Annotated in this window: 17 protein-coding genes and 1 pseudogene; 14 read left to right on the forward strand and 4 right to left on the reverse strand. The window is 72.0% G+C overall.

Going from position 1 to position 22,155, the window contains the following annotated elements:
• The first annotated feature begins 147 nt into the window (after window positions 1-147).
• The gene (serA, locus tag ACH4VO_RS02825) at window positions 148-1,740 is read left to right on the forward strand and encodes a phosphoglycerate dehydrogenase (protein ID WP_360984231.1); all 1,593 of its coding nucleotides are present in this window, start codon (window positions 148-150) and stop codon (window positions 1,738-1,740) included.
• Between the two features lie 121 nt (window positions 1,741-1,861).
• Here the strand turns inward: serA and ACH4VO_RS02830 are convergent, their stop codons facing one another.
• Window positions 1,862-2,260, reverse strand: coding sequence for a hypothetical protein (locus tag ACH4VO_RS02830; protein WP_360984234.1), 399 nt, complete (start codon window positions 2,258-2,260; stop codon window positions 1,862-1,864).
• Window positions 2,261-2,346: 86 nt separating this feature from the next.
• Window positions 2,347-3,504, reverse strand: a complete 1,158-nt coding sequence (locus tag ACH4VO_RS02835) for a helix-turn-helix domain-containing protein (protein WP_360984237.1) — start codon at window positions 3,502-3,504, stop codon at window positions 2,347-2,349.
• 176 nt (window positions 3,505-3,680) lie between these two features.
• Here ACH4VO_RS02835 and ACH4VO_RS02840 point away from each other — a divergent pair, with 176 nt between their 5' ends.
• The 3 genes from ACH4VO_RS02840 to ACH4VO_RS02850 all read left to right on the forward strand — a co-directional run bounded on the left by ACH4VO_RS02840 (window position 3,681) and on the right by ACH4VO_RS02850 (window position 6,948).
• On the forward strand, window positions 3,681-4,607 hold the full coding sequence (locus ACH4VO_RS02840) for a proline dehydrogenase family protein (protein ID WP_360984240.1): 927 nt from the start codon (window positions 3,681-3,683) through the stop codon (window positions 4,605-4,607).
• Between the two features lie 45 nt (window positions 4,608-4,652).
• On the forward strand, window positions 4,653-6,284 hold the full coding sequence (gene pruA, locus ACH4VO_RS02845; RefSeq protein ID WP_360984243.1) for an L-glutamate gamma-semialdehyde dehydrogenase: 1,632 nt from the start codon (window positions 4,653-4,655) through the stop codon (window positions 6,282-6,284).
• Between the two features lie 124 nt (window positions 6,285-6,408).
• Window positions 6,409-6,948, forward strand: a complete 540-nt coding sequence (locus tag ACH4VO_RS02850; protein WP_360984246.1) for a GNAT family N-acetyltransferase — start codon at window positions 6,409-6,411, stop codon at window positions 6,946-6,948.
• A 13-nt stretch (window positions 6,949-6,961) separates the two neighbouring features.
• Here the strand turns inward: ACH4VO_RS02850 and ACH4VO_RS02855 are convergent, their stop codons facing one another.
• The gene (locus tag ACH4VO_RS02855; RefSeq protein ID WP_360984249.1) at window positions 6,962-9,289 is read right to left on the reverse strand and encodes a glycoside hydrolase family 3 N-terminal domain-containing protein; all 2,328 of its coding nucleotides are present in this window, start codon (window positions 9,287-9,289) and stop codon (window positions 6,962-6,964) included.
• A 98-nt stretch (window positions 9,290-9,387) separates the two neighbouring features.
• On the opposite strand from ACH4VO_RS02855, the gene ACH4VO_RS02860 reads away from it, so the two are divergent.
• The 10 genes and pseudogenes from ACH4VO_RS02860 (at window position 9,388) to ACH4VO_RS02905 (ending at window position 20,042) form a co-directional block, all read left to right on the forward strand.
• Complete coding sequence (locus tag ACH4VO_RS02860) at window positions 9,388-9,987, forward strand: helix-turn-helix domain-containing protein (RefSeq protein WP_360984252.1); 600 nt, start codon at window positions 9,388-9,390, stop codon at window positions 9,985-9,987.
• Between the two features lie 358 nt (window positions 9,988-10,345).
• Complete coding sequence (locus tag ACH4VO_RS02865) at window positions 10,346-10,474, forward strand: hypothetical protein (protein WP_360984255.1); 129 nt, start codon at window positions 10,346-10,348, stop codon at window positions 10,472-10,474.
• Window positions 10,475-10,561: 87 nt separating this feature from the next.
• Window positions 10,562-11,605: a 3-isopropylmalate dehydrogenase gene (locus ACH4VO_RS02870; protein ID WP_360984258.1), complete on the forward strand. Its 1,044-nt coding sequence runs from the start codon at window positions 10,562-10,564 to the stop codon at window positions 11,603-11,605.
• Window positions 11,606-11,875: 270 nt separating this feature from the next.
• Window positions 11,876-12,979, forward strand: a complete 1,104-nt coding sequence (locus tag ACH4VO_RS02875) for a branched-chain amino acid aminotransferase (RefSeq protein WP_360984261.1) — start codon at window positions 11,876-11,878, stop codon at window positions 12,977-12,979.
• A gap of 128 nt (window positions 12,980-13,107) precedes the next feature.
• Window positions 13,108-13,782, forward strand: a pseudogene (gene ureA / locus ACH4VO_RS02880) (urease subunit gamma); the annotation flags it as partial.
• Between the two features lie 299 nt (window positions 13,783-14,081).
• Complete coding sequence (locus ACH4VO_RS02885; RefSeq protein ID WP_360984264.1) at window positions 14,082-15,764, forward strand: urease subunit alpha; 1,683 nt, start codon at window positions 14,082-14,084, stop codon at window positions 15,762-15,764.
• Between the two features lie 109 nt (window positions 15,765-15,873).
• The gene (locus tag ACH4VO_RS02890; protein WP_360984362.1) at window positions 15,874-16,878 is read left to right on the forward strand and encodes an agmatine deiminase family protein; all 1,005 of its coding nucleotides are present in this window, start codon (window positions 15,874-15,876) and stop codon (window positions 16,876-16,878) included.
• 4 nt (window positions 16,879-16,882) lie between these two features.
• A complete protein-coding gene (locus tag ACH4VO_RS02895; protein ID WP_360984267.1) occupies window positions 16,883-17,515 on the forward strand; it encodes a TetR family transcriptional regulator C-terminal domain-containing protein in 633 nt (210 codons plus the stop codon).
• A gap of 279 nt (window positions 17,516-17,794) precedes the next feature.
• On the forward strand, window positions 17,795-19,402 hold the full coding sequence (gene cimA, locus ACH4VO_RS02900) for a citramalate synthase (protein WP_360984270.1): 1,608 nt from the start codon (window positions 17,795-17,797) through the stop codon (window positions 19,400-19,402).
• Window positions 19,403-19,655: 253 nt separating this feature from the next.
• Entirely contained in the window at window positions 19,656-20,042 is a 387-nt protein-coding gene (locus ACH4VO_RS02905; protein ID WP_360984273.1) for a VOC family protein, read from the forward strand.
• 26 nt (window positions 20,043-20,068) lie between these two features.
• On the opposite strand, the gene ACH4VO_RS02910 is transcribed toward ACH4VO_RS02905, so the two are convergent.
• On the reverse strand, window positions 20,069-21,937 hold the full coding sequence (locus ACH4VO_RS02910; RefSeq protein WP_360984276.1) for a ricin-type beta-trefoil lectin domain protein: 1,869 nt from the start codon (window positions 21,935-21,937) through the stop codon (window positions 20,069-20,071).
• Window positions 21,938-22,155 lie beyond the last annotated feature (218 nt).

The following is a 22,155-nucleotide window of genomic DNA, read 5'->3' on the forward strand; positions in this document are numbered from 1 at the left end:
GCGCAGACCGCGTCCGGCCGCATGACTACACTGCTCAACACATACACGCGTCAGGGCCCACAGTGTCGTGCGTCTTCCACGCGGCTAGCCCCTCCACCGCCTGCGGCCGTCGGGACGGCCGTCCGCACTGGACTTGTGAGGACACACGTGAGCTCGAAACCTGTCGTACTCATCGCTGAAGAGCTGTCGCCCGCCACGGTCGACGCACTGGGTCCGGATTTCGAGATCCGGCACGTCAACGGCGCCGACCGCGCCGAACTCCTCCCCGCGATCGCCGACGTCGACGCCATCCTGGTGCGTTCCGCCACCAAGGTCGACGCCGAGGCCATCGCCGCCGCGAAGAAGCTCAGGGTCGTGGCCCGCGCCGGTGTGGGCCTGGACAACGTCGACGTCTCCTCGGCCACCAAGGCCGGCGTGATGGTCGTCAACGCACCGACGTCCAACATCGTCACCGCGGCGGAGCTGGCCTGCGGCCTGCTCGTCGCCACCGCGCGCAACATCCCGCAGGCCAACACGGCGCTGAAGAACGGCGAGTGGAAGCGCTCGAAGTACACGGGTGTCGAGCTCAGCGAGAAGACCCTCGGCGTCGTCGGCCTCGGCCGCATCGGCGTGCTGGTCGCGCAGCGGATGTCGGCCTTCGGTATGAAGATCGTCGCGTACGACCCCTATGTGCAGCCCGCGCGGGCCGCGCAGATGGGCGTCAAGCTCCTCACGCTGGACGAGCTGCTCGAGGTCTCCGACTTCATCACGGTGCACCTGCCCAAGACCCCCGAGACGCTCGGCCTGATCGGCGACGAGGCGCTGCACAAGGTGAAGCCCTCGGTGCGCATCGTCAACGCGGCCCGCGGCGGCATCGTCGACGAGGCGGCGCTCGCCTCCGCCCTCAAGGAGGGCCGGGTCGCCGGCGCCGGGCTGGACGTGTACGCGAAGGAGCCCTGCATGGACTCCCCGCTGTTCGAGTTCGACCAGGTCGTCTGCACCCCGCACCTCGGTGCCTCCACCGACGAGGCGCAGGAGAAGGCCGGCATCGCCGTCGCCAAGTCGGTCCGCCTCGCCCTCGCCGGTGAGCTCGTGCCCGACGCGGTCAACGTCCAGGGCGGGGTCATCGCCGAGGACGTGCGTCCCGGCCTGCCGCTCGCCGAGAAGCTGGGCCGCATCTTCACCGCGCTCGCGGGCGAGGTCGCGGCCCGCCTCGACGTGGAGGTCTACGGCGAGATCACCCAGCACGACGTGAAGGTGCTCGAACTCTCCGCGCTCAAGGGCGTGTTCGAGGACGTCGTCGACGAGACCGTCAGCTACGTCAACGCCCCGCTCTTCGCCCAGGAGCGTGGTGTGGAGGTGCGGCTGACCACCAGTTCGGAGTCTCCGGACCACCGTAACGTGGTGACCGTCCGCGGCACGCTGGCGAGCGGCGAGGAGGTGGCGGTCTCCGGCACGCTGGCCGGCCCGAAGCACCTCCGCAAGATCGTCGCCATCGGCGAGCACGACGTGGACCTCGCGCTCGCCGACCACATGGTCGTCCTGCGGTACGAGGACCGTCCCGGCGTCGTCGGCGCGGTCGGCAAGATCCTCGGCGAGGCCGGTCTGAACATCGCCGGTATGCAGGTCTCCCGGCAGGACGCCGGCGGCGAGGCGCTGGTCGTCCTCACCGTCGACGACACCGTGCCGCAGTCGGTCCTGACCGAGATCGCCGAGGAGATCGGCGCCACCTCGGCCCGTACGGTGAACCTCACCGACTGATCCGTCACCCCGATCCGACACCGCACCCGGCGGGCAGAGCTCCCTCTGCCCGCCGGGTGCGGTCGCACGACCGGGTACCTGCGTGCCCTCAGGGGGTACGGCGCCCCTGTCGGCGGGGGTGTCAGCCGCTGACGCCGTCCGTGAACAGCATGACGAGGAAGACGACCCATCCCAGCGCGGTCAGCAGGGACGGCAGCCCTGCCGCGCACGCGCAGCCGGCGAGGACGAGGTCGCCCCGCCGGCGCCTGCGGCCCGCCGTCCGGGCCAGGAACCAGCTCGGCAGAATCAGCGCGTACGCGAGCACCAGACCGCCGGCCAGCAGGAACGCCCTGTCGGCGAACAAGTGGTCCGCCCCCGACGCCACGACGGCGAGGACGGGCGCCAGCACCGTCCCGGTCAGCGGCAGGACCCACCAGCCGGGGTCGGGCTCCGGGCGGGCGGCGGCGCCGGCGGTGGCGGTGGCGGACGCGGTGGCGGTGGCGACGGGGTGCGGGACGTGCGTCCGAACGCTGTTGCTCATGCTCCCAGTTCACCGTTCCGGCAGGGAAGCCTTCCTCCGCTGCCGTACTCAGGACCCGCCTGCGGCGTACTCATCCGGGGCCGCGCTCACAGCCGGGCCGACTTCAGGGCCATGTGCAGCAGGAGCCTGGACTCACCGTCGTTCAGGTCGAGGCCGGTGAGCTGCTGGACCCTGGCGAGCCGGTAGTACAACGTCTGCCGGTGGATGCCCAGTTCGGCGGCCGTGCGGCTCGCCTGCCCCGCGCGGTCGAGGAACACCTCGGCGGTGCGGGCCAGTTCGGCGTGCGACGGGGTCAACAGGGCGCGTACGGCGGGATCCGGCGGGGCGCCCGGGGTCCGGGGGAGCGAGGTCAGCAGCCGGTACGGGCCGATGGCCGACCAGTCGGCGACCGGGCCCAGCCGTGGTTCCGCCGAGGCCGCACGCGCGGCGGCCAGGGCCTCGTGCCAGGAGTCCGCCAGCTCCGCGAGCCCCCGCCGCGGGAGCGCGATCCCCCCGGCGACCGCGCTGCCACCCGCGGCGGCCGGACCGGCCGCGGCCCGCAGCCGCTCCGCCGCAGCCGTCGCCGGGTCCAGGGCGTCGGGGGCGCGCAGCCGGATCAGCGCCGCCAGTGCCCGGGGGCCCGCTCCGGGGACCGGGGCGAGGGCCGCGGCCGAGGGCACCGTACGCACCGACGGGGGCTCGTCCGGCCACGGCGTCACGCACACCACGGTGTGCAGCCCGTCCGCGTCCGGTCCGAGGGCCTCACGCAGGGCGGCCAGTGCCGTCTCGCGTTGCCGGCCCCGCCCCGCGGTGAGCGCCGCGCCGAACTCCCGGGACAGGTCCGCGCCCGCCCGCGCCTCGTCGGAGAGCAGCGCCCCGATCCGGGCCGCCACGTCCATGGCCGCCGCCAGCTGGGCGTCGGCCGGCCCGGGGTGGGTGTCGAGCAGCCAGACGTACCCGAGGACGACACTCCGATGGCGTACCGGGAGGCAGATCCGGTCCCGGTACACCCCCGCCTCCGGGGCGGCCGGAATGCGGACCGGGCCGGTCGCTCGGGTGATGCCGAAGCCCTCGAACCAGGCGCGGACCGCCGGGGTGGAGCGCCGGGTGAGGATCGAGCGGGTCCGGACAGGGTCCATGGCCGTGTCGTCGTCGCTGTCGTGTGCCCCGAAGGCGACCAGCCCGAAATCGCGGTTCTCCAGCGTGGCCGGGGCGCCCAGCAGTGCGGAGATCTCGTCGACCAGCTCCTGGTAATCGCCTTTCACCTCGCCATTCTCCCACTCCTTCAGACACATGTCTGAGGTGGTGGCCACAGATGCGTGACAGGTGTCGATGGCACGGGGCCGGGGCCGTCCCTAGATTTCACAGTGGTTCTCCGTGCCGTCCCGGTCCGTTCACCTGCCGGTCCGGCCTTCGTCCGTACTTTCCGTGGAGGTGCCCCGTGCTGGGTCCCGTGATTCTCGCCGCGTCCCGCAGCGACACGATGCGTCGTTTCGTCTCGGCCGCCCCGGGCACCAAGCAGGTCGTCGACCGGTTCATCGCCGGTGAGACGGTCGACCAGGTCGTCCCGGTCATCCAGGACTCGGCGGCCAAGGGCCTCGAGGTCACCCTGGACGTCGTGGGTGAGGACATCACCACCCCGGGACAGGCCGCCGCCGCGCGCGACGCCTATCTGGAGCTCGTCGGCCGGCTGAAGGAGCTCGGCCTCGGCACCCGGGCCGAGATGTCGGTCAAGCTGTCGATGTTCGGCCAGTCGCTGGAGGGCGGCCACGAACTCGCCCTCGCCAACGTCCGCCCCGTCGTCGAGGCCGCCGCCGCGATCGGCACCACGGTCACGCTGGACGCCGAGGACCACACCACCCTCGACTCGATGTTCGCCATCCACGAGGAACTGCGGAAGGACTTCCCGCAGACCGGCTGCGTCATCCAGTCCTACCTGTTCCGCACCGAGGACGACGCCCGCCGCCTCGCCGCCGCGGGCAGCCGGGTCCGCCTGGTCAAGGGCGCCTACAAGGAGCCCGCCTCCGTCGCCCACCAGGACAAGGCGGAGATCGACAAGGCGTACGTCCGCATCCTGAGGACGCTCATGCTGGGCGAGGGCTACCCCATGATCGGCTCCCACGACCCGCGGCTCATCGCCATCGGACAGGAGCTCGCCCGCCAGGCAGGGCGCAAACTGGATGAGTACGAGTTCCAGATGCTGTACGGCATCCGCAGCGACGAGCACGTCCGGCTCGCGGCCGAGGGCCACCGGATGCGCGTGTACACGGCGTACGGCACCGACTGGTACGGATACTTCATGCGCCGCCTCGCGGAGAAGCCGGCCAACCTGCTCTTCTTCGCCCGCTCCGTCGTCACCAAGGGCTGACCCGCCCGGCCGACCACCCACCTCAACCAAGGAGACAAGGCACTCATGGATGCTGTCACCCAGGTCCCCGCGCCGGTCAACGAGCCGGTCCACAGCTACGCCCCCGGCAGCCCGGAGCGCGCCCGGCTGGAGGCGAAGCTCAAGGAGCTCGCCGAGAACCCCGTCGACCTGCCGATGACCATCGGCGGCGAGAAGCGCATGGGCGGCGGCGAGCGCGTGGACGTCGTGCAGCCGCACAACCACAAGGCCGTCATCGGTACCTTCGCCGGCGCCACCCGGCAGGACGCCCAGGACGCCGTCGACGCGGCCCTCGCCGCCGCCCCGGCCTGGCGGGCCATGTCCTTCGACGACCGCGCCGCCATCATCCTGCGCGCCGCCGAGCTGCTCGCCGGCCCCTGGCGCGAGACGCTGGCCGCCTCCACGATGCTCGGCCAGGGCAAGACCGCCCAGCAGGCCGAGATCGACTGCCCGTGCGAGCTCGTCGACTTCTGGCGCTTCAACGTGCACTACGCACGCCAGATCCTCGCCGAGCAGCCCCCGGCCAACTCGGCCGGTGTCTGGAACCGGATGGACCACCGCCCGCTCGAAGGCTTCGTCTACGCGATCACGCCGTTCAACTTCTCGGCCATCGCAGGCAACCTGCCCACCGCGCCCGCCCTCATGGGCAACGTCGTGGTGTGGAAGCCCTCCCCGACGCAGACCCACGCCGCCGTGCTGCTCATGCAGCTCCTGGAGGAGGCCGGGCTGCCCAAGGGCGTCATCAACCTGGTCACCGGGGACGGCATCGCCGTCTCCGACGTGGTGCTGAACCACCGCGACCTGGCGGGCATCCACTTCACCGGCTCGACACCCACCTTCCAGCACCTGTGGAAGACCGTCGGCAACAACATCGCCACCTACCGCACCTACCCGCGACTGGTCGGCGAGACCGGCGGCAAGGACTTCGTCGTCGCCCACCCGAGCGCCGACCGCGCCGTCCTGAAGACGGCGCTGACCCGCGGCTCGTTCGAGTACCAGGGCCAGAAGTGCTCCGCCTCCTCGCGCGCGTACATCCCGGCGTCCATCTGGAACTCCGGGTTCAAGGAGGAGTTCGCCGCCGAGGTCGACTCCGTCACCATGGGTGACGTCACCGACCTGTCGAACTTCATGGGCGCCGTCATCGACGCGCGTGCGTTCGCGAAGAACAAGGCCGCCATCGACCGCGCCGCCGCCGACCCGTCCTGCACGATCGTCGCGGGCGGCACCTACGACGACTCCGTGGGCTACTTCGTCCGCCCCACGGTCATCGTGTGCGACGACCCGGCCAACGAGGTCTTCACGACCGAGTACTTCGGCCCGATCCTCGCCGTCCACGTCTACGAGGACGAGAAGTACGACGCCATGCTGGAGCAGATGGAGTCGGTCTCCGACTACGCGCTGACCGGCGCCGTCATCTCCACGGACCGTGCGGCGGCCGCGTACACGATGGACAAGCTCCGCTACGCCGCGGGCAACTTCTACATCAACGACAAGTCGACCGGTGCCGTCGTCGGCCAGCAGCCCTTCGGCGGTGGCCGCGCCTCCGGCACCAACGACAAGGCGGGCGCCCCGCAGAACCTGCAGCGCTGGACGCTGACCCGCGCCATCAAGGAGACGCTGGTCCCGCCGACCGAGTACACCTACCCCCACCAGGGCTGACACCCCGGGGCGCACCCGCGCCCCGCCCCGCACTCCGCCTCCCGGCCGGCTCCCCCCGCCTGCCGGGAGGCGGTTTCCACCTATCCGGGTGCGCCGCACGGGGGCCGGGTGCCAGGGTGGCGCCATGCGCCTGCACACCGCCCACACGCACGAGCTGGCCGCCGCGGACCTGGCCGCGATCCGTGCCTTCCTGGACACCGCCTTCGACGGCGACTTCGCCGACGACGACTGGGACCACACCCTGGGCGGCGTCCACGCCCGCGTCCTGGACGGCGGCGAACTCCTCGCGCACGGCAGCGTGGTCCAGCGCCGGGTGGTCCACGGCCGCCGCGCGTACCGGACCGGATACGCCGAAGGCGTCGCCGTCCGTGCCGACCGGCGCCGCGAAGGGCTCGGCGGCCAGGTGATGGCCGCCCTGGAGCGGGTCCTCGACGGGGCCTACGCCGTCGGTGCCCTCTCCGCGTCCGCGTCCGGGGCACCGCTCTACACGGCGCGCGGCTGGGAGGCCTGGCCCGGGCGGCTCGCCGCGCTGGGCCCGGACGGGACGGTACCGCTGCCGGAGGAGGAGGGCAGCACCTACCTCCGGGGCGTGGCCGGGGGCCCGCTGCCCTTCCCCCGCGAGGGGACCCTCCTCTTCGACTGGCGCGACGGCGACGTGCTCTGACCCGGACCCGGCCTCAGCCCTTCACGGTGAAGCCGGCCCGCAGCAGGACGTCGTCGCGGGAGGACGGGCCGACGAGCAGCTCGAAGGCGCCGGGCTCGACGACGCGGACACCCCGCGCGTCCACGAGGGTGCACGCGGACACCGGCAGCTCCAGGCGCACCTCACGCTCCTCGCCCGGCGCGAGCGGCACCTGCCGGTAGGCCTTCAGCTCCTTCTCGGCCCACGTCACGGACGTCACCGTGTCACTGACGTAGACCTGCACCGTCTCCAGCGCGGGGCGGGCCCCGGTGTTGCGGACGGTGACGCGTGCCCGCACCGTGTCGTCCGGTCCGACGGCCGGGGTGAGAACCTCCAGGTCCGCGTACGTGACCGTGGTGTAGCTCAGGCCCTCACCGAACACGAACGCCGGACGCTGGGTGAGGTCGGCGTACCGGGTGCCGTGCTGGCCGCGGATCTGGTTGTAGTACGTCGGCTGCTGGCCGGCGTGCCGGGCGAAGGAGATCGGCAGCCGCCCCGACGGCTCGACGAGCCCGAGCAGCAGCTCGGCGACGGCCCGGCCCCCCTGCATGCCCGGGTTGGCGGCGTACAGGACCGCCGCCGCGCCGAGCGCCGAGGGCGGCAGCACGAGCGGCTTCGAGCTGATGACCACGACGACGAGCGGCTTGCCCGTCGCGGCGAGCGCGTCGAGCAGTGCGACCTGGTCGCCGACGAGTTCCAGGGTCGCCGTCGAACGCCCTTCCCCGACCAGCTCGATACGGTCGCCCACGACGGCGACGACGTGGTCGGCGGCCTCGGCCGCGGCGACCGCCTCACGGATCAGGGCCTTCGACGGCTCCGCCGGGACGACGACCTCGGGACGGGGCTGCCCGTCGGGGAAGAACGCGCCCTGCGGGTCGGGTCCCACGGTGAGGATCCGGGCTCCCCGGGCGTAGGAGACGGTCCAGTCGGCCGGTACGTGCGCGCGGAAACCGTCGAGCACGGTACGGATCATGGAGCGGGGGTGGCCGTCGGGCAGCCAGTCCGCCTGGCCCGAGGAGCCGGCCCAGTCGCCGAGCTGGGTCTGCGCGTCGTCGGCGTTGGGCCCGATGACGGCGACCGTGCGCGGTGGTGTCCCGGGCTCCGCGGCGGCGCGGCCGTCCTCCCCCGGCAGCAGGCCGCCGGCCAGCGGCAGGGTGCCGTCGTTGGTGAGCAGCACCAGCGAGCGGCGGGCCGCCTCCAGATTCAGCTGGGTGTGGGCGGCGCTGCCGATGACCGCGGCCTGCCGGGCGACGTCCGGGTGGCGCGGGTCCTCGAAGAGGCCCAGCTCGAACTTGAGCGTCAGGATGCGCCGGACCGCCGCGTCGATCCCGGCTTCCTCGAGCATGCCCCGGGCGACCGCCTCCTGCGCCCCCTCGAAGAACTTCGGCGTGGTCATCACCATGTCGTTGCCCGCGCGGACAGCGGCGGCGGCGGCCTCGGTGTGGTCGCCGTAGATCCGCTGCTCCCACACCATGCGGCCGACGTTGTCCCAGTCGGTGACCAGGGTGCCGGTGTAGCCCCACTCGCCGCGCAGCACCTCGTTCAGGAGCCAGTCGTTCACCGTGACGGGGACCCCGTCCATGGACTGGTAACCGAGCATGAAGGTGCGGCAGCCCTCGCGGGCGACCCGCTCGAAGGGGGGCAGGAACCAGGAGCGCAGTTTGCGCCGGGAGATGTCGGCCTCGCTCGCGTCGCGGCCGCCCTGGGTCTCGGAGTAGCCCGCGAAGTGCTTGGCGCAGGCCAGGACCGCCGTCGGGTCGTCCAGGCCGTCGCCCTGGTAGCCGCGCACCATCGCCGAGCCGAGCTCGCCGATGAGGAAGGGGTCCTCGCCGAACGTCTCGCCGACCCGTCCCCAGCGCAGGTCCCGGGCGATGCAGAGCACCGGCGAGAACGTCCAGTGGACGCCGGTCGCCGCCACCTCGACGGCCGTGGCCCTGGCGACGCGCTCCACGAGCCCGGCGTCCCAGGACGCGGCCATGCCGAGCTGGGTGGGGTAGATCGTCGCGCCCTCCCGGAAGGAGTGGCCGTGGATGCAGTCCTCGGCGATCAGCAGCGGGATGCGCAGGCGGGTCTGCCCGGTGAGTGCTCCGGCCTCCCGGATCCGCTCGGGCGATGCGTGCAGGATCGACCCCACGTGCAGGTCCTCGACGAGGTGCCGTACGCCGTCCTTGGCGTCGAGCTGGAGCATCTGGCCGGTCTTCTCCGCCGGCGTCATACGGCCGAGAAGGTCCTCGACCCGCTCGGCGACGGGCAGGGAGGGGTCCAGATAGGGCAGGGAGGGGGCCACAGGGGGTCCTTTCGCGACACGGTTCCGGACCACCATAGAGTCGATCCCGACCATGTGGTAGGTATCTTCGGACGTGCGAATCTGAGCGCTGAGCCGCCGGACCCGCCGGCGGACCGGAACGGGGAGGGTGGGGAGTGGCGGCCGAAGTACGGCGCGGCTACGCGAAAGGGCGGGCGAGGCGTCGCGAGATCCTCGACCAGGCCATGGCCCTCTTCGGCGAGGCCGGTTACCGGGGGGCGTCGTTGCGGACGATCGCGAGCCGGTGCGGCATCTCGCACCCCGGTCTGCTGCACCACTTCCCGACCAAGGAGTCCCTGCTGCTCGCGGTGCTCGAACACCGCGACGAGGTGGACGGGGAATGGCTCTCGCTGGGTGGGACCACGGGCGTCGGCCGGCTGCGCAGGTACGCCGAGCTGGCGGCGCTGAACGCCACCCGGCGCGGGATCGTCGAGCTGTTCACGGTGGTCTCCGCGGAGGCCACGGCGGCCGATCACCCGGCCCACGACTACTTCGTACGGCGCTACCGCGCATCGGTGTCCGGGGCCGGACTCGCCTACGCGCAGGCGCGGGCGGACGGCGCCCTGCGGGCCGGGGTCGCCCCGGACGCGGCGGGGCGGCAGCTGATCGCCCTGATGGACGGGCTCCAGGTGCAATGGCTCCTGGGTGGCTGTGCGACGGACATGGCGGATGTGCTGCGCGCGCACGTCCGGGCGCAGCTCACCGTCCCGCTCTGAGTGGTTCGCCGCCTGCCGGGACCTCCCGCCCCGGAGGCGGCCCGGGGGCGCGGGATCCCCGTCCGGTGGGGATCCCGTCTCAGATAGTAGGAAGTCCGAGTATCTGTGGAGACAGATGGCTCCGACTGCCCTAACTTTGTAGGAGCCGAACGATTCGCGCGATCCAGCGACCGGCGGTCGCGAGCACGTGCCCCGAAGCAGGCAACCCCTGCGGCACCGGCTCCCCGCCCCTTCCGGCGCCTCGACATCCGTTCCGGACATCACGTCCCGGACGTCAGTCGTGACATCACGTCCCCGATGTCACGTCGCGCGAAGTCCCGCTCTCGATATCCACGCGATCTCAAGGAGTCGATCCCCCATGGCCGAGACCACTGTCCGCCGCGTCCGCCGCACCCCGCGCCCCACCGCCTCCGAGCGTGCGAACGCCGCCGCCGCCCTGCAGCGGGCCCTCGACCGCCGGGACAACGGCGGATCCACGGGCCACTGACAGCCGGTCCCACCGCGTGACCACCCGCACTCGTCCGCATCGTGGACAGCGGGTGTCATGGGGTGGGACGAGCACTAGGGTGCATCCATGTCTCGCAGCATCAATCTCGCAGTGATCCCCGGCGACGGTATCGGCCAGGAGGTCGTGACCCAGGGCCTGAAGGTCCTCAACGCTGTCCTCCCGCAGGACGTGAAGCTGGAGACCAAGGAGTACGACCTCGGCGCCCAGCGGTGGCACCGCACCGGTGAAACCCTCCCGGACGCGGAGCTCGAGGCCCTCAGGAGCCACGACGCCATCCTCCTCGGCGCCATCGGCGACCCGTCCGTGCCGTCGGGCGTGCTCGAACGCGGGCTGCTGCTGAAGCTGCGCTTCGCCTTCGACCACTTCATCAACCTGCGGCCGTCGAAGCTCTTCCCGAACACCGCGACGCCGCTGGCCGGACGCCCCGAGATCGACTTCGTCGTCGTCCGCGAGGGCACCGAGGGCCCCTACACGGGCAACGGCGGTTCCCTGCGCACCGGCACGGAGCACGAGGTCGCCACCGAGGTGAGCGTCAACACCGCCTACGGTGTCGAGCGCGTCGTCCGCGACGCCTTCGCACGCGCCGCCGCGCGCCCGCGCAAGAAGCTGACGCTGGTGCACAAGAACAACGTCCTGGTGTACGCGGGCCACCTGTGGAAGAACACCTTCGACCGGGTCGCGGCCGAGTACCCCGAGGTCGCCACCGACTACCTGCACGTCGACGCCGCGACGATCTTCTTCGTCACCCAGCCCGAGCGCTTCGACGTCATCGTCACGGACAACCTCTTCGGTGACATCCTCACCGACCTCGCCGCCGCCGTGACCGGCGGCATCGGCCTGGCCGCGTCCGGGAACATCAACCCCACGGGCGCCTTCCCGTCCATGTTCGAGCCCGTCCACGGCACCGCCCCCGACATCGCGGGCCAGGGCAAGGCCGACCCGACGGCCACGATCCTCTCCGTCGCCCTCCTGCTGCGCCACCTCGGCTACGAGACCGAGGCCGCCCGCATCGAGGAGGCCGTCTCCGCCGACCTCGCGGGACGCGACGGGGCCGCCGCACGCACCACCGACGAGATCGGCGACGCGCTCGCGGTACGCGTAGCGAGCTGACCCGACGACTCCTCTTCGAAGCCGCCGGGTCGCATCCGCGCCCGGCGGCTTCACCTCGCGGTCCCCGGGTGCCACCATCGACCCCAGGACCGCGTTTCACGTCACCGCAAACGTGCCATTTCGTGCAGAGCCGCCCGCGAGCGATAATCGAACGCGGGGCCGTGGCTTGCGGTAGAGCTCGGACGTCCTCGGACCTGCCCGACACGCGTCGGACGGGAGCGGGCGTGAGCGCGGTCCATCACACACAAGACCGGTGAAGGACACGCACTCATGACGACGCCCACGATCGAGCTCAAGCCCTCCTCGAACCCCCTGTCCGACGCGGAGCGCGAGGCGGTCCTGGCCAACCCCGGATTCGGCCGGCAGTTCACCGACCACATGGTGACGATCAGCTGGACCGAGGGTCGCGGCTGGCACGACGCCCAGCTCGTGCCGTACGGACCGCTGTCGCTCGACCCGGCCAACATGACCCTGCACTACGCGCAGGAGATCTTCGAGGGCCTCAAGGCCTACCGCCGGCCCGACGGCTCGGTCGCCACCTTCCGCCCCGAGGCCAACGCCGCCCGCTTCCAGCGCTCCGCCGCCCGGCTCGCGATGCCCGAGCTGCCGGTCGAGACCTTCATCGAGGCCTGCGACGCGCTGGTCCGGCAGGACGAGGCATGGGTTCCCGCGCACGGCGGCGAGGAGTCCCTCTACCTGCGCCCGTTCATGATCGCCGCCGAGGTCGGCCTGGGGGTGCGGCCCGCCAACGAGTACCTCTTCATCGTCATCGCCTCCCCGGCCGGCGCCTACTTCCCCGGCGGTGTGAAGCCGGTCTCGATCTGGCTCTCCCAGGACCGGGTGCGCGCCGTCCCCGGCGGCATGGGCGACGCCAAGACCGGCGGCAACTACGCCGCCTCCCTCCTCGCCCAGGCCGAGGCCGCCGCGAAGGGCTGCGACCAGGTCGCCTACCTCGACGCCGTCGAGCACAAGTGGGTCGAGGAACTGGGCGGCATGAACCTCTACTTCGTGTACGAGCAGGAGGACGGCGGCAAGCGGATCGTCACCCCCTCCCTCACCGGCTCGCTGCTCGCCGGCGTCACCCGCGACTCCCTGCTCACCGTCGCGCGTGACCTCGGTTACGCCTCCGAGGAGGGCCGGGTCTCCATCGACCAGTGGCGTGCCGACACCGCGAACGGCACCCTCACCGAGGTCTTCGCGTGCGGCACCGCCGCCGTGATCACGCCCGTCGGCACCGTGAAGTCCGCGGACGGCGAGTGGGTCCAGGGCGACGGCACGCCCGGCGAGGTCACCCTCAGGCTGCGCGAGCGGCTGCTGGACATCCAGCGGGGCATCGCCGAGGACACCCACGGCTGGATGCACCGGCTCGGTTAGCCCCTGAGCCCCTACGGTCCCTCCGCAGGCCGCGCTCCGTACCGGGGCGCGGCCTGCGCCGTCCTCCGAGGTTTGAGCGCCGCTCTAAATGTGGTTAGAGTGCTGCTCCAACAAGGAGGTGCGGTGACGTGCGGCTGACCCCGACCGAACGCGACCGGCTGCTGCTCTTCGGCGCCGCCGAACTGGCCCGGGCGCGGCGCGCCCGCGGGCTCCGGCTCAACGTCCCCGAGGCGACGGCGCTGATCGCCGACACCGTCTGCGAGGCGGCCAGGGACGGACGCCGGCTGGCCGAGGCGATCGAGGCGGCCCGCGCCGTCCTCGGGCCCGGCGACGTGCTGCCCGGCGTGGCCGACATCGTCACCGAGGTGCAGGTGGAGGCCGTCTTCGACGACGGCTCCCGGCTCGCGGTGGTCAGCCGCCCCCTCGACGGCGGCTCGCTCGGCGAGGACGCCCCCGGCGCGCTCCTGCCCGGCCCGGCGGGGCCCGGGGCGGAGCCCACCGTACGGCTGGGCGTCCGCAACACCGCCGCCGTGCCGGTCAGCGTGACCTCCCACTTCCACTTCTTCGAGGCCAACCCGCGGCTCGACTTCGACCGCGCTGCGGCGTACGGGATGCGGCTCTGCGTGCCGGCCGGGTCCTCCGTCCGCTTCGGTCCGGGGGAGAGTGCGCGGGTGGATCTCCTGCCCATCGGCGGCGACCGGATCGCGATCGGCTTCGCCGGGCTCGTGGACGGGCCGCTGGACGCCCCCGGCGCGAAGGAGGAGGCGCTGCGCAGGGCGGCGGCCTGCGGCTACCTCGGAGCCGGCCCCGCGGACGACATTGGAACGATCCCCGGAGCCGGAGCCGGAGCCGGAGCCCGGTCCGAGGGCGTCGACGGGACGATCCCCAGAACCGGACTCGGAACCGGACTCGGAACCGGGGTCGGACCTGCGGACAGCATCGGAACGACCCCCGGCACCGGTACCGGTAACGGACCGACCCCCGGAACCGGACTCGGAACCGGAAACGCATCCGGGTCCGTGCCGCAGACCGGAGCGGTTCCCGGCCCCGAGACCCCGGCGGACACCGCGACGTCCCCCGGACCGGGGGAGGAGGAGCACTGATGGACCCTTACACGTACGCCTCCGTGCACGGGCCACGCGCCGGGGACCGGGTCAGGCTCGGCGACTCCGGGCTGACCGTCCGTGTCGAGTCCGACGCCCAGAAGCCCGGCGACGAGTTCCTCGCCGGCTTCGGCAAGACGGCCCGCGACGGACTGCACCTCAAGGCCGCCGCGGTCCGGGAGACCTGTGACGTCGTCATCAGCAACGTCCTGGTCATCGACGCCGTACTGGGGATCCGGAAGGTGTCCGTCGGCATCCGGGAGGGCCGGATCGCCGCGATCGGCCGGGCGGGGAACCCGGACACCCTCGACGGTGTCGACGTGGTCGTCGGCACCGGGACGACCATCGTCTCCGGCGAGGGCCTGATCGCGACGGCGGGAGCCGTTGATCCCCACGTCCACCTGCTCTCCCCGCGGATCATGGAGGCCTCGCTGGCCTCCGGCGTCACCACGATCATCGGCCAGGAGTTCGGCCCGGTCTGGGGCGTCGGCGTCAACTCCCCCTGGGCCCTGCGCCACGCGTTCGGCGCCTTCGACGCGTGGCCGGTCAATATCGGCTTCCTCGGCCGCGGTTCGTCCTCCCACGAGGCCCCGCTGGTCGAGGCGCTCGCCGAGGGCGGCGCCTGCGGCTTCAAGGTGCACGAGGACATGGGCGCCCACACCCGCGCCCTGGACACCGCGCTGCGGGTCGCCGAGGATTACGACGTCCAGGTCGCCCTGCACAGCGACGGGCTGAACGAGTGCCTCTCCGTCGAGGACACCCTGAGCGTCCTCGACGGCCGCACGATCCACGCCTTCCACATCGAGGGCTGCGGCGGCGGGCACGTCCCCGACGTGCTGAAGATGGCCGGGATCCCGAACGTCATCGGCTCCTCCACCAATCCGACGCTCCCCTTCGGCCGGGACGCGGTCGCCGAGCACTACGGCATGATCGTCTCCGTCCACGACCTCAAGACGGACCTGCCCGGCGACGCCGCCCTGGCCCGCGACCGTATCCGCGCGGGCACGATGGGTGCCGAGGACGTGCTGCACGACCTGGGCGCCATCGGGATCACCTCCTCGGACGCGCAGGGCATGGGCAGGGCCGGCGAGACCGTGCGCCGCACGTTCGCCATGGCCGCGAAGATGAAGGCCGAACTCGGTCCGATGGAGGGCGACGGCCCCGGCGACGACAACGCCCGGGTGCTGCGGTACATCGCCAAGCTCACCATCAACCCCGCCATCGCCCACGGCCTCGCCCACGAGATCGGCTCGATCGAGACGGGCAAGCTCGCCGACATCGTCCTGTGGCGCCCGGAGTTCTTCGGTGCCAAGCCCCAACTGGTGCTGAAGTCCGGCTTTCCCGCGTACGGCGTCACCGGCGACCCCAACGCCGCCACCGACGTCTGCGAACCCCTCGTCCTGGGGCCGCAGTTCGGCGCCTACGGAGCCACCGCCGCCGATCTCTCCGTCGCCTTCGTCGCGGAGGCCGCCGCCCAGCTGGGCGGCGACCTCATGCCCACCCGCCGCCGCAGGGTCGCGGTCCGGGGTACGCGCGGCATCGGACCGGCCGACCTGCGCCTCAACTCCCGTACGGGGCAGGTGGCCGTCGACGCCGACAGCGGCCTGGTCACCCTGGACGGCGACCCGCTGCGCTCCCCGGCGGCCGCATCCGTCTCCCTCAACCGCCTCTACTTCCTCTGAGGGTTCCTCCGAGGGCGGCCCCGCGTCCCCAGGCGGGCGGCACCTGACTCCCTTCCCGACCCGACCCGACCAGGACCGAAAGACCCGAGGACCTCCCGTGACCTTCCGCATGCCGCCCGAGTGGGCCCCGCACGAGCGCACCTGGATGGCCTGGCCCGGCCCCAACCCGACCTTCGCCACCGGCACCGAGCTGGACGAGGCGCGCCGGGCCTGGGCCGCCGTCGCCCGCGCCGTCCGTGCGTTCGAGCCCGTCACGGTGATCACCGGTCCCGGCCAGGAGGACGGCGCCCGCTCCCTCCTCGGTCCGGACATCGAGATCGCCGTCCGTCCGCTGGACGACGCCTGGATGCGGGACATCGGCCCCACGTTCGTCACCGACGGCACCCGGCTGGCCGCCGTCGACTGGACGTTCAACGGCTGGGGAGCCCAGGGCTGGGCCCGCTGGGAGCACGACCGGCACATCGCCCGCGGTGTCGCGGAGCTCGCCGGTGTGCCCGTGCACAGCTCGCCGCTGGTCAACGAGGGCGGCGCGATCCACGTCGACGGGGAGGGGACCGTCCTGCTCACCGAGACCGTCCAGCTCGGCAGGGAGCGCAACCCCGGCTGGACCCGGGAGGCCGTCGAGGCGGAGATCCACGCCCGGCTCGGCACCGAGCGGGCCATCTGGCTGCCGCGCGGCCTGACCGGCGACTACGGCACGTACGGCACCCTCGGCCATGTCGACATCGTGGCCGCGTTCGCCCGGCCCGGGCTGGTCCTCGCGCATGTCCAGCCCGACCCGTCCCACCCGGACCACGAGGTCACCCGCGAGACGGTCCGGCTCCTGCGCGCCGCCACCGACGCGGGCGGACGCCCCCTGGAGGTCGTGGAGATCCCGGCGCCCACGACTCTGCGGGGCCCCGACGGCGGCTGGGTGGACCACTCCTACATCAACCACTACCTCTGCAACGACGGCGTGATCCTCTGCGCCTTCGACGACCCGAGGGACGACGAGGCGGCGGCCGTTCTCGGCGACCTGTTCCCCGGCCGTACGGTGACACCGGTCGACGCCCGTACGATCTTTGCCGGCGGTGGAGGCATCCACTGCGTCACGCAGCAACAGCCCAGGATCTGAGAACGTGCCCGACACCCCGCGCCGCCGCAACATCGCCCCGCCCCGGGAGGACGTCCTGGCCGCCGTCATGGCCACCGTCGCCGAACGCGGCCTGGACGGCCTCACCATGGCCGGTCTGGGCCGCGAGGTCCACATGAGCAGCGGACACCTCCTCTACTACTTCCGCACGAAGGACGAACTGCTGCTCCAGACCCTGGAGTGGAGCGAGGGACGGCTCGGCGCGGAGCGCAGGGCCCTGCTCGCCGGCCCGGGCACCGCCCGCGAGCGGCTCGACGCGTACATCGCCCTGTACGTCCCCGCCGGCCACCGCGACCCGCACTGGACGCTCTGGCTGGAGGTGTGGAACCGCTCGCAGAACGCCGACGGCGACGCCCGCGCCCGGCAGGCGGCGATCGAGGACGCCTGGCACCGTGACCTGGTGGAACTGCTGGCCGAGGGGGTCTCGCGAGGCGAGTTCCGCCCCGTCGACACCGACCGGGCCGCGACCCGGCTCCGGGCCCTCCTGGACGGCTTCAGCGTCCACGTCACCGTCGGTATCCCCGGAACCGGCCGGGCGCGGGTCCTGGACCAGGTGCGGCGGTACGTGGACGAAACGCTCCCGGCACCCGGCCCGGTGGACGTTCCGCCCGCATCCTGAGACGGGGAGGGGTGCGGCGGCCGGGCTGTGCAAGACTGCGTGCGTGTCCTGGACCGCCATGATTATCGGCAGCAGGCGCGCCGGTCCGCAGTGACCGCCCCGTGACCACCACGCACGGAGCGGACATCGTGCCCCAGACCCGCGCGCAGACCTCTCGCACCCGCGAGGGGTTTTTTCGTTTTCCGGCCCGCACCACGGCCGGGGCGAGGCACGCGGGATGATGGGGGCAAGTGGAGCCGATTCGTCCGGATCCGCTCACCCGACAGGAGTCAGATCAGCATGACCACCAAGGCCACGGCCTCCGACGACAGCTTCCATGTCTTCGACACCACACTGCGCGACGGTGCACAGCGTGAAGGCATCAACCTGACGGTCGCGGACAAGCTGACCATCGCCCGGCACCTGGACGACTTCGGCGTGGGCTTCATCGAGGGCGGCTGGCCCGGCGCCAACCCGCGCGACACCGAGTTCTTCGCCCGGGCGCGGCAGGAGATCACCTTCGAGCACGCCCAGCTCGTGGCCTTCGGCGCCACCCGCAGGGCGGGCGGCAAGGCAGCCGAGGACCCCCAGGTCAAGGCGCTCCTGGACTCCGGTGCCCCGGTGATCACGCTGGTCGCCAAGTCCCACGACCGGCACGTGGAGCTGGCCCTGCGCACCACGCTCGAGGAGAACCTGGAGATGGTCCGCGACACCGTCGCCCACCTCCGGGAGCAGGGGCGCCGGGTCTTCGTCGACTGCGAGCACTTCTTCGACGGCTACCGTGCCGACCCGGAGTACGCCACGTCGGTCGTGCGCACCGCGTCCGAGGCCGGCGCCGACGTGGTCATCCTCTGCGACACCAACGGCGGCATGCTCCCCGCCCAGATCCAGGCCGTCGTCGCCACCGTCCTCGCCGACACCGGCGCGCGGCTCGGCATCCACGCCCAGGACGACACCGGATGCGCCGTCGCCAACACCCTGGCCGCCGTGGACGCGGGCGCCACGCACGTGCAGTGCACCGCCAACGGCTACGGCGAGCGGGTCGGCAACGCCAACCTCTTCCCCGTCGTGGCAGCCCTGGAACTCAAGTACGGCAAGACCGTCCTGCCCGAGGGCGCACTCGCCGAGATGACGCGCATCTCGCACGCCATCGCCGAGGTCGTCAACCTCACGCCGTCCACGCACCAGCCCTACGTCGGGGTGTCCGCCTTCGCCCACAAGGCCGGACTGCACGCCTCGGCGATCAAGGTCGACCCGGACCTGTACCAGCACATCGACCCGGAGATGGTCGGCAACACCATGCGCATGCTGGTGTCCGACATGGCGGGCCGCGCCTCGATCGAGCTCAAGGGCAAGGAGCTCGGGATCGACCTGAGCGGCGACCGGGCGCTGGTCGGCCGCGTCGTCGAGCGGGTCAAGGAGCGCGAGCTCAAGGGCTACACCTACGAGGCCGCCGACGCCTCCTTCGAGCTGCTGCTGCGCGCGGAGGTCGACGGCAGGCCGCGCCGCTACTTCCGCGTCGAGTCCTGGCGGGCCATCGTCGAGGACCGCCCCGACGGTACGCACGCCAACGAGGCGACCGTGAAGCTCTGGGCCAAGGGGGAGCGGATCGTCGCCACGGCCGAGGGCAACGGCCCGGTCAACGCCCTGGACCGGGCGCTGCGCGTCGGGCTGGAGCGGATCTACCCGCAGCTGGCCAAGCTGGAGCTGATCGACTACAAGGTCCGCATCCTGGAGGGCCGTACGGGCACCGAGTCGACCACCCGGGTACTGATCACCACAGGTGACGGATCCGGTGACTGGGCGACGGTGGGTGTGGCCGAGAACGTGATCGCCGCGTCCTGGCAGGCCCTGGAGGACGCGTACACCTACGGCCTGCTGCGGGCCGGCGTGGAGCCCACCGACTGAGGGCTGTCCCGCGCTCTTCCCGGCGGGACTTTCGGAACCCGCCTGGTGAGGGCCCGGGCAGGGCCCCGCCCGCCTGTCCCGCCCCACCGTCACCGCACCGGCCACGCGGTGGCGGTGGCAGTGGCGGTGCGGCACGCCGCGACGCCGGGACGGGCGGGCCGCCGGTGTGATAGGCAGGTCACGGTCCGCACACCGACCCCCCTGAGCGCATCGCGCCCCGGTGGCTCAGGCCCGACCTCCCGGAGAGCAGCCCATGAGGATCCACCTGTCCAGCGTCTTCGTCGACGACCAGGACAAGGCCCTGCGCTTCTACACCGACGTGCTGGGCTTCGTGAAGAAGACCGAGGTCCCGCTGGGCGCGGCCCGTTGGCTGACCGTGGTCTCGCCCGACGACCCGGACGGGACCGAACTGCTGCTGGAGCCCGACGGCCACCCCGCGGTGAAGCCGTACAAGTCGGCGCTGGTCAAGGACGGCATCCCCGCCGCGTCCTTCGCCGTGGACGACGTGGCCGCGGAGTTCGAGCGGCTGCGCGGCCTTGGGGTGCGCTTCACCCAGGAGCCGGTGGAGAGGGGCCCGGTCACCACCGCCGTCCTGGACGACACCTGCGGCAATCTGATCCAGATCGTGCACAGCGGCTGAGGAACCGGGCCCCGGACGGGAGGACGTCAGCCGAGCCGCCACTTCTGGTTGGCGGCTCCGGTACAGGTCCAGATCTGCGTACGGGCTCCGTTGGCCGAGGAGTGGTCCACCACGTCGAGGCACTTGTCCGCCGCCGTGTTGACCAGGTCCCCGGTCGCGGAGTCGTACGTCCAGCGCTGCGCGCCCGTTCCGTTGCAGGTGTACAGCTGCACCTTTGCTCCGTCGGCCGTCGAGCCCGAGGTGACGTCCAGGCAGGCGCCGAGCACCGTGACCGAGCCATCACCGGAGAGGGTCCAGCGCTGGTTGGCCGCGCCGGTGCAGTCCCAGAGCTGGACGGGTGTGCCGTCCGCGCCGGTGTTGCCGGTGGCGTCCAGGCACTTGCCCGCGAGGCCGGTGAGGGTTCCGGTGGTGCCCGGCGTGCCGGACTGGGCGCCCGACCAGGTGAAGGTCGCCGAGGTGCGGGCCGGCAGCGCGTAGGTGAACGTGCTGCCGCCCCAGTTGACGGTCATCTGCCGGGTGGAGGCGGAGCCGTTGTAGGCGATGAGGGCCTTGGAGCCGTCGGGGTTGCGCCAGGCCACGTTCGGCACGGTGGAGCTGGCGGTGGAGGCGATGCGCGAGGCGCCGGGCCGGACGAACTTCGTCAGGTGGCCCATCGTGTAGTACTCGACCGTGTAGTCGACCTGGCCGTGCCTGCTGTCCCCGTTGTGCACGGTGACGAGGCCGTCGCAGGTGCCGCAGCCGCCGTTGTGCGGGCCCCGGTCCTGGTCTACGGCGAGGGACCACTTGGTCACCGACTTGGCCCAGTTGCGGGTGTAGTCGATGATGTTCAGCATGTCCTCGCGCTGCTGGTCGGCGATCCAGGTGCCGCCCGAGTGCTCGGTCTGGAAGGCGTCGAGCTGCGGGTAGCGGTCGTGCACCGCCGTCTGCTTCGCGATGTCGCCGCCGTAGCCGTGCCAGGCGATCCCGCCGAAATTGGGGTGGCTGCGCACCGCCGCGTCGTCGACCGTGGGGGCGGCGTACGCGTCGTAGGTGTCCCAGTTCCAGTCGTGCGCGAGGACCTTGGCCGCCAGGCCGGCCGACCGGAGCTTCGGCAGCAGCTCGTTCTTGGTGAAGTAGGCGAGCCCGGAGCCGTTCCAGCTCATCGACGGATAGCCGGAGCAGCAGGTCGGCTCGTTCTGCGCGGTGACGTAGTCGACCGGGACACCCTGGTCCTTCCACGCCTGGAGGTACTTCACGAAGTAGGTGGCGTAGGCCCCGTAGTTCTCGGCCTTCAGCCACCCGCCGTTGAGCTGACCGCTGTCCTTCATCCAGGCCGGCGCCGTCCACGGTGAGGCGACGGTCGTCAGTGCCGGGTTGAGCTGCTTCGCCTGCCTGGTCAGCGGCAGCACGTCCTGCAGATCGTGTGCGATCGAGAAGTGGGCGAGGTTCGGGTCCGTCTGCCCGGCGGGCATGTCGTCGTAGGTGTAGCCGAACCGTGCCAGGTCGGAGCCGCCCATGGGATTGCGTACGAACGAGAGCCCGATGCCTTCGGTGGGGGAGAAGAGCTTCTTCATCGTGGCGTCGCGGGTCTCCTGGGAGAGGGCACCGCTGCCCTTCATCAGCCAGGCCGCCGTGTCCGTGAACGAGGCGCCGCCGCCGGTGAAGGTCTGGTAGCGGGTGTTCTCGTCGACGGTCACGGTCGTGCCGGTGCCGCCGTTCCCGGCGCCGAAGGCGATCGGTGTCTGCGCCTGGAGGCCACGGGTGACGTGCCGCCCGCCGGCGTCGTCCGTGGTGGTCAGCGCGATGTTCACGGTCGCACCGGCGGCCTGCGCCGTACCGGAGGAGAGGCCGGCGAGGCCCGCGGTCGCGAGCGCCGTCGCGACGAGGACTCTCAGCGCCCTGCTGGTTCGCATCATGGCTGCTGCCTTTCTCGGCAGAGGTGTGGGGGAAGTGCCGTCGAACGAGCCGTGAGTGAACTGCTCTTACGTGCCCACGTCAAGAGGGTGGTGCGTTCAAGAGCTGAACGGGTGGCTTCCCGAAGCTGCTCCGGACGTCTGTCCCGACCAATCTCGGTGTGAAGTATTGACGCCCCTGTTCCGGCCCGGTTAACTCCAGCCGCAACGCCGGAACCGGT

This window comes from Streptomyces sp. NPDC020780 (genome assembly GCF_044334475.1).
Classification (GTDB): domain Bacteria; phylum Actinomycetota; class Actinomycetes; order Streptomycetales; family Streptomycetaceae; genus Streptomyces.